At 55.7% G+C, this 12,995-nt stretch carries 13 protein-coding genes; 8 read left to right on the top strand and 5 right to left on the bottom strand.

The genetic code is table 11. The features are described from left to right. The first annotated feature begins 468 nt into the window (after positions 1-468). Genes WC598_RS00690 through aroC form a run of 8 tightly spaced genes read left to right on the top strand, consistent with a single transcriptional unit; the run spans position 469 to position 8,301 of the window. Positions 469-1,260, top strand: coding sequence for a 2-amino-3,7-dideoxy-D-threo-hept-6-ulosonate synthase (locus WC598_RS00690; RefSeq protein ID WP_372959539.1), 792 nt, complete (start codon positions 469-471; stop codon positions 1,258-1,260). Positions 1,261-1,272: 12 nt separating this feature from the next. Next, positions 1,273-2,058 (top strand): 2-amino-3,7-dideoxy-D-threo-hept-6-ulosonate synthase, encoded by a 786-nt coding sequence (locus tag WC598_RS00685; RefSeq protein ID WP_372959538.1) that lies wholly within the window; start codon positions 1,273-1,275, stop codon positions 2,056-2,058. Continuing rightward, the gene (locus WC598_RS00680; RefSeq protein WP_372959537.1) at positions 2,055-3,041 is read left to right on the top strand and encodes a 3-dehydroquinate synthase II; all 987 of its coding nucleotides are present in this window, start codon (positions 2,055-2,057) and stop codon (positions 3,039-3,041) included. The genes WC598_RS00685 and WC598_RS00680 overlap by 4 nt, the downstream gene beginning before the upstream one ends. A gap of 2 nt (positions 3,042-3,043) precedes the next feature. After that, on the top strand, positions 3,044-3,868 hold the full coding sequence (locus WC598_RS00675) for a prephenate dehydrogenase/arogenate dehydrogenase family protein (RefSeq protein ID WP_372959536.1): 825 nt from the start codon (positions 3,044-3,046) through the stop codon (positions 3,866-3,868). Next, positions 3,865-4,665: a prephenate dehydratase gene (locus WC598_RS00670; RefSeq protein WP_372959535.1), complete on the top strand. Its 801-nt coding sequence runs from the start codon at positions 3,865-3,867 to the stop codon at positions 4,663-4,665. The genes WC598_RS00675 and WC598_RS00670 overlap by 4 nt, the downstream gene beginning before the upstream one ends. Next, positions 4,662-5,927 carry a 3-phosphoshikimate 1-carboxyvinyltransferase gene (gene aroA / locus WC598_RS00665; protein ID WP_372959534.1) on the top strand — a complete coding sequence of 422 codons (1,266 nt, stop codon included), beginning with the start codon at positions 4,662-4,664 and terminating at the stop codon, positions 5,925-5,927. Before WC598_RS00670 ends, aroA begins: the two co-directional genes overlap by 4 nt. After that, a complete protein-coding gene (gene aroE, locus WC598_RS00660) occupies positions 5,924-7,315 on the top strand; it encodes a shikimate dehydrogenase (protein ID WP_372959533.1) in 1,392 nt (463 codons plus the stop codon). The genes aroA and aroE overlap by 4 nt, the downstream gene beginning before the upstream one ends. After that, the gene (gene aroC / locus WC598_RS00655) at positions 7,312-8,301 is read left to right on the top strand and encodes a chorismate synthase (RefSeq protein WP_372959532.1); all 990 of its coding nucleotides are present in this window, start codon (positions 7,312-7,314) and stop codon (positions 8,299-8,301) included. The genes aroE and aroC overlap by 4 nt, the downstream gene beginning before the upstream one ends. 552 nt (positions 8,302-8,853) lie before the next feature. Here aroC and WC598_RS00650 read toward each other — a convergent pair. The 5 genes from WC598_RS00650 to WC598_RS00630 all read right to left on the bottom strand — a co-directional run bounded on the left by WC598_RS00650 (position 8,854) and on the right by WC598_RS00630 (position 12,994). Continuing rightward, a complete protein-coding gene (locus WC598_RS00650; protein ID WP_372959531.1) occupies positions 8,854-10,155 on the bottom strand; it encodes a hypothetical protein in 1,302 nt (433 codons plus the stop codon). Positions 10,156-10,344: 189 nt separating this feature from the next. Beyond that, on the bottom strand, positions 10,345-10,818 hold the full coding sequence (locus WC598_RS00645) for a hypothetical protein (protein ID WP_372959530.1): 474 nt from the start codon (positions 10,816-10,818) through the stop codon (positions 10,345-10,347). 293 nt (positions 10,819-11,111) lie between these two features. Continuing rightward, complete coding sequence (locus WC598_RS00640; RefSeq protein WP_372959529.1) at positions 11,112-11,498, bottom strand: transcriptional regulator FilR1 domain-containing protein; 387 nt, start codon at positions 11,496-11,498, stop codon at positions 11,112-11,114. Positions 11,499-12,340: 842 nt separating this feature from the next. Then, entirely contained in the window at positions 12,341-12,754 is a 414-nt protein-coding gene (locus WC598_RS00635) for a hypothetical protein (protein WP_372959528.1), read from the bottom strand. 33 nt (positions 12,755-12,787) lie between these two features. Further along, complete coding sequence (locus WC598_RS00630; RefSeq protein WP_372959527.1) at positions 12,788-12,994, bottom strand: hypothetical protein; 207 nt, start codon at positions 12,992-12,994, stop codon at positions 12,788-12,790. Position 12,995 lies beyond the last annotated feature (1 nt).

Genomic DNA, 12,995 nt, shown 5'->3' with positions numbered 1-12,995 from the left:
GACATTAACACTTTTGTATGTTAAACAATGAATAACATTATTAATGAATCTTTCAAAATTACGCAATATCAAAATTCATATTGGAAATGGGTATGAAATAAATTCAATAGTTTTAATCTCCCTCAAACCCGCCTTTTTTTACTCACTCCATTCTCCAGCCCAAACCCTCCAGACCATGCTACACCCTAGCACACAACATTAAATACAAATACACCCAACAATGGAGTATGCAGGACGAGTGCTACAGCATTCATGAGGGTTTTTTTGCCCGTGAAGGCCGTTATCTCTACTAGTTCACCCGCCCGTTGCATCAGTGAAACCGTTTCTGAACAGTCAAACGCTATGACCGCATGGTATCGCGTTTTTGCTTTTTATTTCAGCCAGTTTAGCCAGTATTTCTGGTATCGTTAAGCCCCTTGGTTTGCACGAAATTTGTGTGTGAATGCAGGGGGAGGAGTTGTTGTTACTATGAGAGGAAAGGAAATTCGTCTTGAAAGAATCATGAACCGGAATACGAAGAAAACGATCATCGTGCCGATGGATCACGGCGTGAGTAACGGCCCGATTGCGGGCCTCATCGATATGGGCCAGGCAGTCAACCTGGTTGCGGAGGGCGGGGCAAATGCGGTGATCGGGCACGTGGGGCTCGCGCTCCACGGCCACCGGCAGGGCGGCCGGGACATCGGGCTTATCCTGCACCTGTCCGCAAGCACGATGCTTGCGCCGGACCCGAACGAGAAGGTGCTCGTCAATACCGTGCAGAATGCGCTCAAGATGGGCGCCGATGCCGTCTCGATGCACGTCAACATCGGGGCCGAGTCGGAAGCCAAGATGCTCCAGGACTTAGGCATGGTTGCGGTCGAGTGCATGGAATGGGGCATGCCGCTCCTTGCGATGATGTACCCGCGGGGCAAGAACATCGCGTCTGCAAACGATCTCGAACAGGTCAAGCTCGCGGCCCGGGTGGCAGCCGAGCTCGGGGCCGATATCGTCAAGACCGTGTACACCGGGGACCCGGAATCGTTCCGGGAAGTGACCCGGGGCTGCCCGGTGCCGGTGGTCGTGGCCGGAGGTAGTAAGACCGATGACCGCACAACATTGGAATTAATCGAAGGCGCAATGGCGGGCGGGGCAGCCGGTATCTCGATTGGCAGGAACGCCTTCCAGCACCGGACGCCGGGAAAGTTCGTCCGGGCCGCGGCCTGTATCGTGCATGCGAACAAGAGCGTGGAAGAGGCGCTTGAAATCCTCAAAGACTAACGGGGCGGAAAGATGATTGGAAAGGATATTCGGATCGAACGGATCATGGACCGGAACACGGGACGGGCAGTCATCGTGCCGATGGACCACGGGTTCTCGATGGGACAGATTGACGGGCTTCTCGACATGACAAACGTCATCTCGGACGTAAGCAACGGCGGGGCAAACGCAATTGTCCTCCACAAGGGCTTGGTCAAGCGCGGCCACCGGAAGCACGGCCGTGACATCGGCCTCTTCATCCACCTCTCGGGCAGCACCTCGTTAAACCCGGACCCGAACGACAAGGTCCAGGTCTGCTCTGTGGAAGAGGCAATCGCTCTCGGGGCCGACGGGGTCTCGATCCACATCAACCTGGGCTCGCCGAGCGAGTCCAAGATGCTGGAGATAGGAGCAAATGTTGCACGCGACTGCAACCGCTGGGGCATGCCGCTCCTCATCATGAGCTACCCCCGGGGCAAGGGAATCGACTCCTTCTCGGCCCAGTCCATAGGCCACGCCGTCCGGGTGGCAGAAGAGTTGGGCGCGGATATGATCAAGACCAACTACCCGGGCGATCCCGAGACATTCCGGAGAATAGTCAGGGCCTGTTCGGTACCGGTATTCATTGCCGGAGGCGAGAAGACCGGGGATCTCGAATCCCTCGAGATCATAAGGGACTCGGTCAATGCCGGAGGCGCCGGGGTCTGCGTTGGCAGGAACGCCTTCCAGCGCAAGGACACCAAAGCCTTTGTCCAGGCCCTCTGCAATGTGGTGCACCACAACGTGGACCCGGCCAAGGCGCTGGAGCAGCACAAATGAAACAGTTCTGGGTCGACATCCGCCCCTGGAACAAGGATATCGCAACAACCGCCATCGAGAGCGGCGCGGATGCGCTGCTCGTTGACAAGGCCGAGAACGTAAAGCGGCTCGGCAGGATCGCAACCATTGCGCCGGACGGGGACATGAAACCCGGCACCGATGTCCTGGAGATCACGATCACCGATAAGGCAAGCGAGAACAAAGCCGCAGAGCTCGGGAAGCACAAGCCGGTCATCGTCACCACGAGCGACTGGACGGTCATCCCGCTCGAAAACCTTGTTGCCCAGTCGGACCGGATCATCGCAACCGTGAAGGACGCAAAGGAAGCGGCAATGGCAATCCATGTTCTTGAGAAAGGCGTGTACGGCATTCTCCTGAAAACCTCCGACCCGGCGGTTGTCAAAGAGGTTGCCGCGCTCCTCAAGTCAACAACCGCAAATGTCGGCCTCATCCCGTTCACGGTCACAAAGATCCAGCCTGTTGGTATGGGCGACCGGGTCTGCGTGGACACGTGCTCGATCCTCTCGGACGGCGAAGGCATGCTGATGGGAAACACCTCGTCGGCCATGCTCCTTGTCCATGCCGAGACCTTAGAGAACCCGTACGTTGCCCCCCGCCCGTTCCGGGTGAATGCCGGGGCAGTCCACGCCTACATCCTCCTCCCGGACGGAAAGACCGCGTACCTCGCGGACCTTGCCATTGGCGGCGAGGTGATGGTGACGGACGGGAAGGGAAAGGCCCATTCCGCGATCATAGGCCGGACCAAGATCGAGCGGCGCCCGCTCCTGCTGGTGGAAGCAATCGCCGGAAAAGCAAAAGTCAGCCTCATCCTCCAGAACGCCGAGACGATCCGGCTCGTGAAAGAGGGTGGAGGCGCAGTCTCGGTGGTCACCCTAGCAGTTGGCGACAAGGTGCTCGGCTGTTCGCTTGAAGGCGGCAGGCACTTTGGCATGGCCGTCAAAGAGACGATCCGCGAGAAGTGATCATGAAGGCAGGCATCATTGGCGGCACCGGGAAGATGGGCCGGCTCTTTACCCGGGTATTCGAAGACGCCGGGTATGACGTAGTAGTGTCGGGAAGGAAGACCGCCATCACGGGTGCCGGTATAGCAAAGACGTGCGATATCGTCATCGTCTCGGTCCCGATCCGCGAGACGGTAAGGGTGATAGAGGAGATAGCGCCGCTCCTGAACGAGGGCCAGCTCCTCTGCGACTTCACCTCGCTCAAAGTGAAACCGGTTGAGGCAATGCTCAAATCAAAGGCGGACGTGATAGGTCTCCACCCGATGTTCGGGCCAACGGTGAAGACCATCCGGAACCAGACCATCATCGTCTGCCCGGCCCGGGCGGACAGGAGCCGGGTTGAAGCGCTCGTTAAGATCTTCGGGAAACAGGGAGCCGTCTGCACGATAACCACGCCCGAAGAGCATGACCGGACGGTAGCCGTTGTCCAGGGGCTCACCCATTTCGTTACGCTCTGCGTTGCCGATACGGTGCGCCGGCTCGGTGTGGATCTCCACAAGACCGAACAGTTCGAGAGCCCCGTGTACCAGATCGAGCTCTCGCTCGTGGGCCGGCTCCTCTCGCAGGACCCGGCGCTCTATGCCGACATCCTCCAGCAGAACCCGCATGTTCCCGAGGTTCTTCGGGCCTGCCGGAGCTCGGCAGCCGATCTCTCGGCAATTGTCGAGGCAAAAGACCCGGAACAGTTCCGGGCATTCTTCGAGAAAAACAGCCGCCATCTCGGCACGTACTGTGACGAAGGCCAGAAGACCACGGATGCGCTGATCGAATGCATGGTGAACCGATGAACCTCATAACGCTCGGACCCGAGGGAACCTTCTCGCACCAGCTCGCGCTGAAGCTGGTGCCCGGAACAAAGGAGACGATCCGCCTCGTCCCTACCATCCACGGGATCCTCTCGGCAGTTGCGCGGGGCGAGGGGGACGGGATCGTTCCCATGGAGAACTCCGAGGCGGGCAGTGTGGGGGAGACGCTCGACGGCCTCACCCGCTTCCCGCTCTCGATCACGGCCGAGATGTACATGCCGATCCACCACAACCTCGCATCCGCAGGCCCGCTCGAATCGCTCCGGGTGATCTATGCCCACCCGCAGACCCACGAGCAGTGCAGCGAGTGTATCGAACAGTGGGGGATTCCGATCATCCACACGAGCAGCAATGCGTCGAGCGCACTTGAAGCCAGGAAGACACCGCACGCCGGGGCAATCCTCTCCGAATCGGCTGCATCCATCTACGGAATACCAATTATTGTCCGCAACACCGAGAACAACCCGAACAACACAACCCGCTTTGTCCGGATCTCAACCGTACCGGCCCGGGACACCCGGCCGGAGAAGTGCAGTATCTTAATTGACCCGAGCACGGACCGCGCCGGTCTGCTCCACGATCTGCTGCACGTCTTTGCCGAGCGCGGGATCAACCTCACCCGGATCGAGTCCCGGCCCTCGAAACGGGGGATCGGGAACTATGTCTTCTTCCTCGACTACGCGTGGTCGAAGGAGACGGCAGAAGCGCTTTCCGAACTCCGGAAGATCACGGACGTAAAAGAGCTGGGCTGCTACCGCAGGGTGGAGGCCGGGCCATGAACAAAACCCCGCCAAAAACGTCGGGCGTTGATCTCATCTTCGGGGCCCCGCCCTCCAAGAGTTACACGCACCGGGCGCTCATTGCCGCGGCCCTTGCCAGCGGAAAGAGCACGATATTCCGCCCGCTGGATGCCGAAGATACGAAGCTGACCGCAAGCGCACTCCGGGTCCTGGGTGTAATCGTGGAAGAACAGGGAAGACGGTATATCGTTTCCGGCTGCAACGGGGATATCCCGAACCGGGACACGACAACCCTTGAGCTCGAAAACTCGGGCACCAGCCTCCGGCTCTTAACGAGCCTCGCCCTCCTCTGCCGGCACCCGGTCATCCTGACCGGCAGCGCCCGGATGCAGGAGCGGCCCATCGGGCCCCTTGCAGGAGCGCTTCCGGCCCTTGGCGGCACGGTTGAGTTCTTAAAAAATCCCGGCTTTCCGCCAGTCAGAGTGAGCGGGAAGCTGCTCGGGGGACCGGTCACGATTGACGGTTCCATGAGCAGCCAGTTCATCTCCTCGATCCTGATGGCCGCACCCTATGCGAAAGCAGACGTGGAAGTAATCATCCCGGCCCCGCCGGCCTCGGCCTCCTACCTCGACATCACGCTCGATGTCATGGAATCGTTCGGGGCAAAAGTCACCCGGGAGGGGTACGAGCGGTTCGTGGTGAGCCACGCAAGCCGGTACTCCGCACGGAGATACACGGTCGAGGGCGATTACTCGTCCGCCTCCTACTTCTTTGCCATCGCCGCAGTCTGCGGGGGCAGGGTGCGGGTCAAGAACCTAACAGAGCACTCGGTCCAGGGCGACCGGCGATTCCTCGATGCCCTCGCGGCAATGGGATGCCGGGTCACCTACAGTAAAGAGTTCGTCACGGTCGAACGGTCCGGGGATCTCTCGGGCATCACGTTTGACATGTCCTCCTCGCCCGACACCGTCCAGACCCTCTGCATGGTGGCGGCAATGGCAAAAAGCCCGACCACCATAACGGGAATAAGTCATTTAAAGTTCAAGGAGAGCGACCGTATCAATGGTACAGCGGATCGCCTGCGGGCGCTGGGCGGGCGGGTTGATGTGAACGATGACAGCCTCACCCTCCACCCGTCGCCCCTCCACGGGGGAGAAATCGATCCGGCAAACGATCACCGCACCGCCATGAGCTTTGCGGTGCTGGGGCTGGGTACCGGGGGTATAACGATTACCAATGCAGCATGCGTAAACAAATCCTTCCCGGGGTTCTGGGAAAGCCTTAAGGGAGTTATCCCGTGAAGCGGATTGTTCTTACCGGTTTCCGGGGAACCGGCAAGACCGAGATCGGGAAGATCCTGGCAGAGCAGTGCAGGGTTCCTCTCGTTGACACGGACACGCTCATCGAGCAGCGGACCGGCCGCTCCATCCCGAGCATCTTCCACGAGGACGGGGAGGAGCGGTTCCGAACGATCGAGCGCGAGGTTGTCGCCTCCCTTCCGGCAGACAACGTCATTGTCAGCACGGGCGGGGGAGTAGTCATGGACCCCGAGAATATGATGCACTTGCGAAAGGCAAGCACGCTCATTCTCCTCTCGGCCGATCTCGACACCATCGAGCAGCGGATCTCCCGCTCCCCCCGGCCGCCGCTCACGAACCTGCCGCTAAGAGAAGAGATTGCCGAGATGCTGGACCGGCGCCGCCAGAATTACTATGCGGCAGCGGACCTCTGCATTGATACAAGTGAAACTACGAGTGTATCAGCGGCAGAAAAAATTCTGCACCTCATCAGGACCGGAGTGGCCGGCCCAAAAGAGAGAAAGGCGGCCCTCGCGTTCTTCCGTACCGGGCGGATACCGGCGCCGGGCATGCAGAAACTCGAATCCATTCTTTCGGATATCCAACAGGACCCGCTGACCCGGATTCTCGGTGTTGCCGGCTACCCCTGCGCCCACAGCAAGGGGCCCCGGCTCTTCAACAACCTCTTTTCGGATTACCGGCTCGACTGCCATTACACGCTCTTCGAGGACCCGGAGCTCGACGAGATCCTGCGCATTGCGCGGGGGATCGATGCAAAGGGGCTCTCGGTCACAATCCCGTTCAAGCAGGAGATAATCCCGCTTCTGGACGAGGTTGACGATCACGCGGCCCGACCGATCGGGGCCGTGAACACAGTGGTCTTTGCCTGCGGCTCGGCCATCGGCTACAACACGGACTGGCTCGGCGTAAGAAAACCGCTCGTCTCCTTGAAAGGCGCAAAAGCCGTTTTGCTCGGGGCGGGGGGCGTGGCAGCTGCCGCAGCCTATGCCCTCATGGATCTCGACATGGACGTTACCATCCTCAACCGGACGCCGGCAAACGCGAAGAGTCTTGCAGAGCGATCCGGCTGCCGGTGGGCGGCGTGGGATGCATTTGACGGCATCCGCCCGGATCTCGTGGTGAACGCAACCCCGCTCGGCATGGAACCGGATACAAGGAGCCCGCTCCGGCCGGACCAGCTCCGGAAAGAGATGACGGTCTTTGACCTGGTGTACACCCCGCCGATAACCCCCTTCATCGAGATGGCCCGGGCTGTTGGCTGCCCGACCATCACCGGTACTGACCTCTTCATCGAGCAGGCAAAGGAGCAGTTCTGGCTCTGGTTCGGGATCGATGTCCCCACGGAAACCATAAGGAAGTATGTCTCATGAACACTTTCGGCACAAATTTCAGGATTACAACGTTTGGCGAAAGCCACGGCAAGGCAGTCGGCGCGGTCATCGACGGGTGCCCCGCGGGGCTCGCGCTATCAGAAGAGGACATCCAGCCCCTGCTTGACCGGAGAAAACCAGGTACCTCCCCGTTAACCTCGCCCCGCAGGGAAGCCGACCGGGCCGAGATCCTCTCCGGGACTTTCGAAGGCCGGACCACCGGCACGCCGATTGCGGTCATTGTCCGGAACGAGGACAAACACTCTGCTGATTACGATGCACTCCGGGAAGTCTACCGGCCCGGCCATGCCGACTTCACGTACCAGGAAAAGTACGGGATCCGGGACCACCGTGGCGGGGGAAGGAGCTCGGGCCGCGAGACGGTTGGAAGAGTTGCAGCCGGCGCCGTTGCAATGAAAGTCCTTTCTGGAAAAGGTATCACGGTCACCGGGCGGATCCTGTCCGTTCACGGGAAAACGATGCCCGCAGAAATCGAGCAGGAGATCCTTGCTGCAAAAAATGCTGGCGACTCGGTTGGCGGGATGGTGGAGATCCTTGCCCGGGGCTGCCCGGCCGGGCTTGGCGACCCGGTCTTTGGGAAGCTCGATGCAGCGATTGCCGGTGCCATGATGGGCATCGGGGCCGTTAAAGGCGTGGAGATCGGCGACGGGTTCGCGGTTGCCGGCCGGTGCGGAAGCGAGAATAATGATCCCATGACAAAAGACGGATTCGCGAGCAACCATGCCGGCGGGATCCTTGGCGGGATCTCCTCCGGCCAGGATATTGTTGTGCGCATTGCCGTCAAACCCACACCTTCCATAGCAAAGCTCCAGAAGACGCGGGATATCCATGGCAATGTCGTGGAGATCTCGGTTGGCGGCAGGCACGATCCCTGCATCGTGCCCCGTATTGTCCCGGTGGCCGAGGCCATGCTCGCGCTCGTGCTCGTGGATTGTGTGCTCGAACAGGAAAAGTACCGGGCGTGATTTGACGGCAGCCCGGATCGTTCCCGGCATGCCGGCCACTCTTTTTTCTTAGAGACGCACGAGAACCGGACCGGTTCGCACCCGCACCATGAAAATTCCTGGCGGGAATGCGCCCAGCCCCGGGGTCTCTCCGGAAAACAGTGTGGTCCGGAAGGATTTGTTTCCCATAACCAGACAGGTGTTCTTACACGCCCAGGTTGTGATTCACGTTGACCATGACCGCCGTGGCCGGGGTAGTGTGGGGTGTTTCGGTATAACCGGGACAGCTGCAATAACAGGTGATCCGTGATTCGGTTCCAGACAGGGTTTCATCAAATGATTCCATTGCTTCCACAACGATCCATTACCGGAGAAAAAAGAACCTTGCACGGATCAAAGGCCGCCTTTCTCCTCCTGCCGGGCAGATGGGGTTAATTTCCGGTGGAAAGGGCATTAAACCTGGCTGCATTAAAAATTTGTTTTATCCTAAATACCAGTTACTATTCAAAACCCGGGGCTGCCTGCACTTTCGGGAATTCAGGTGGATGCCGGGGATCTGAAGCGTGAAGGGAGCTACCATTTCTTCCTCGTGATTCCGCATATAGCCAGGACCGCGAGCACCAGGACTTCGGCTCCGGCACCCGCTGCCGGTTGCGCCGGTGACGGAGGGGAAGAAACGTTCAGGGAAGCGGTCGTCTCTGCCGGAGGCGTGGACGGGGCGGGCACCGGTGTCGCCTTCGTATTTACCGGCCGGAGGTTTTCAATCCGGTACACGCCGAACACCCGTTTATCGCCATGGATCTCTTCAATCAGGAACCGGCCATTGGAATACGCATGGATACGGCGGTCGTACTCGTAATCGCTGTTCATATCCCGGCCATTCTGCAATACGGGAAATTCCATGACTGCGCCGGTCAGGATATCGAAGATCCTGGAATCGCAGGTTTGCTTGAAGGCAGACTTCCCGGTGGGAGTGAAACATTCGGTATATACTACATAATCCCCGGCAAGAAGGGGAGAGGACTGGCGCATGGTTGTTGTCGGAATTTTCCGGGTTGTTCCCGCTGATATATTGTAAACCGTGACCTGGGGGAGTGGTGTCGGATACATCAGGGGATCGCGGGCATCTATCCAGGCAGCATACGTACCGGACAGGGTTGTCTGCACCTTCTGGCCGGGTTCCGGAGCAATAACGGTCTCTTTTCCCGTCAGGAGGTCGTAAAGACAGATTCTGGAATTGGTTTTGTCGATGGGCGTATACCAGAGAACACGATTGCCGTTCAGGCTTAATCCGCCATGTGCAAGAGGAGATTCTTCGACCGGGATCATCCCGTTGGTCGTAAGGTTGAGGAGAAAGATATCGGAATCGCCATAGGTATTAGGTGCATGTCCCTGCAACAGGGCAACACGATCGCCATCAGCTGACGGCATCCATCTGGCAACATCCGTATCTCCAATTCCAGCACGGGCATAGGTCTTACTGGCGCCGGTTGTTGCAGCATCCGGTAATACCCGTTCTTCTCCGGAGGAAATGTTGTATACATGAATCTCGCCGGGATACTGGTACCATGCGATACTATCGCCCGATAGTGTCGGCCAATATATCCATTTGCCTTCTTTTTTAATCGCAACAGGCCGGGTGGAATTATCCCTGAGGGAATAGAGAGAAAGACCCCCGTCATAACAGAGGATATAATCACCGGAAAAAAGGAAAAGACTCGATTGTTCAGTAATATTGTCAGGAGAAATATGTCGAACGAGCGTTGCGCTGATATGTTCCGGGTCAGCTGCGGAAGATAATGGTATTAAGAATGCGCAAAATAACAAACAGGCAGTAATAATCCACAGTAAATTGATGTGATTAGAGTTTTTCATCAGTATTCCTCGCACGATAATATATTATAATGCATAAAAGAAAAAAAGGTTTTAAGGCCACGATACACTCGTGGAATAATGCGGCGCTGCATCATAACTCGGGTTTAGTGAGAACGCAGTTGTATGGGTGTGATATGATCCTGAAACATCTGGTTGCCAATAATTGTCACTATTCAAATAATTGACACTCTATCCTGAATCCGTTGTAGAGGATTTTACTTGATCCGCAGAATTTACCAGATATGTAGAAACGGCCATGTACCCCGGGGCGCCCCCAGAATATTGAGCCATTCCGGCAAAATGGATATAATTCGGGTGAGACTGAAGCTGACCCTGACAAGTAATTGGAACACTCCGTAAAGAATTGGTTTGAGTTTTTATTTTCAATTCATGAGAATCGGGCCAGATCCATTTCTTCTTAAAGAGTTTTTCCCTGATATCATCAGGCATATCAACAAGTAATTGGGGGTGAATCTGCTGGAAATATTCTCCTGCGGTAATATCCTTACCCCACAATTCGTTAACCTTATCCACCTGCTCTTTAGTTGCAGTTGCACTGATGGTCTTGCCGGTCATATTTTTTTCGGCACTTACCATTGGTACCATCACAATCGCGGCTAGCAACAGGAGAATCAAGACAAAGCCAGTGTTTCGTTGTGTCATGAGTTTTTCTCCAAATTGACTTACATCGCGCTCGAAGGCATGTGAAATCTTCATAAGAGCAGAAGATAGCAATCACATGCCTTCGGGCAGACTCGGGTTCGTCATTTGTGCAAATTCATGTGAACCCGGTATTGTTATAATTAATTTAGAGATATACATTAATTCCTACGAATAATATTCACCCGGCTGATGCACGTTCATTTAAGCGATACATATTCATCTGCTGGATGAACAGGGAATGAGATCTGATATATAATACAAAATGGTGGATTTTGGACCAGATGTAAGAATAATTAAAATTTCATCGGCGTTGAACGGTCCTGATAGTATTGGAACACCTTTTTCCCCCAGGCAATGGCATGGAGATCATGACTGAATATATTGGTTGTCACATCATAGGTGATCCGATCGTTCTTGTAGAGTCCCAATGAGAGAGAACTATCAGTAATCGCTAGCCCGAGATGGAGAGGATCAGGAAAAACTCTCACGGAAAAATTGTTGAACGATGAAAGAGCAATCATTTTTTCCAGATATGGCTCTTCCCGCATCTTGGTGGAAACTTCCCTGTTTACGATAAGTTCCATTGGTGTACCCCCCCTTGCCTTTTCAACGAGAGCGTTGGCATGCTCAACACTCATAATTGAAAAGACACCCTGGAACTGTCGGGCATCATTAACCATTTTTAAAAAATTCCTGTACACACAGAATACATCAGCATTTAATTTATAACATGCAAAGTATTTAAAAAAATAGAATTGATTTTTTAATGTGATTGATATTTTTAATATTAAAATAAAATAATAGTTGTTTTACCTGTATATTAGAGTTCAGTATTTCCCTAATTTTTGGCCCGGACTAAAGAAAAGCGTAAGATCTAACCAGATAGCGTGCGCCGGATACGGTCACTATGCGGTAAAACCCCAGCTGAATACTAAGCATCATCCGGAAACGTTGCGATCCGGAACCTGCTGGCCATCATTTTGTTCCTGCCCGGGAATATCCGGGTATCGCTTCAATGGATTTTCCTGGTCCGTATTCTACGTGGTCCCAGAATGATTGACAAAGATGTGTTCCGGCTCTTCGAAGTTTCAGATGGATTGGATGTGATGTGAGTTGCTGGCTATCCGCTATGTACGGAGGAAATTGTAGAAACGTGCCATGTTCGTACGATTTGATGGGATTAAGGTATTCTCCAGAACAAATTTTTTCAGGGAGACCCTGCTGAAAAATTTTCAATCGCGATCATGAGGTGTTAGTTGGTGAGGCTATAATTGGATAATTATGCTATAAAATGCATGTACATGCTACAAAATTTCCAGTTCTCCGGCGTGAGCGGCCGGGCTGATCAACCAGTCCCTGCCTGAAAAAAAGTGAGCGGGGGGTCAGGGGGTGGTTGAAAAATTTTTTTGCCGGCGATCGATTGCGATGCTGATAATTGTGGAACTATTCACGTCAGGCTTTTGTCAGGGACCCGGCCGGGTCCGTCATGCGCATATCTGGCATAAACCGGGCCCGGCCCGGATCAGCAGGAACGGTACAGGTCAGCGAGGAATGGCCGCGATCCCGCGTCCGCATGGCAGGGCGAATCGCACCCGGCCGAGCAGAAGCGGTTGCGGGATGCTGCCGATATGCCCGGCAGGGATCCCACAGGTGTTGGCTGATGCGGGGATGCGGGCCAGTTCCACCTCTTCTGAAAGATCGCCTCCCGGACATCATCCGGCATATCGATGAGGAGCTGCGGGTGGATCTGCATGAAATACTCCCCTGCCGAGAGATCCGTTCCCCACAACGCGTTGATCCGGTCTACCTGTTCCTGCGTTGCCGTGGCACTGATGATCCTGCCGGTCATATTCTTTTCAGCGCTCACTACGGGCACGAGCACCATTGCTGCCAGCAACAATCCGAGCAGGATGACACCGGTGTTTGGCGGCTTCATTTTTCCTCCATCTGTGAATCATCATCCCGGTTCTTAATCCGATACTTTCTCAAGGATCGGTTCGAGGTGACTGATTTTTTTCTGCATGACATCAAGGGCCTGACCGATCCGGGAAAGTTCGCACTGGATATCCGCCATCTCAGTTTTAATGTCTGTTACAGACCCAACCAGCTTCTCCACCCATTCCTGTATCCCGCGGGTGTCTCTCTCGTTAATTATCCCGGTGATTTTTGTGTCCATA

The organism is Methanoregula sp., assembly GCF_041645475.1.
Classification (GTDB): domain Archaea; phylum Halobacteriota; class Methanomicrobia; order Methanomicrobiales; family Methanospirillaceae; genus Methanoregula.
Note: the sequence above shows the minus strand (reverse complement) of the source record. Positions and strands in the feature narration are given on the sequence as shown.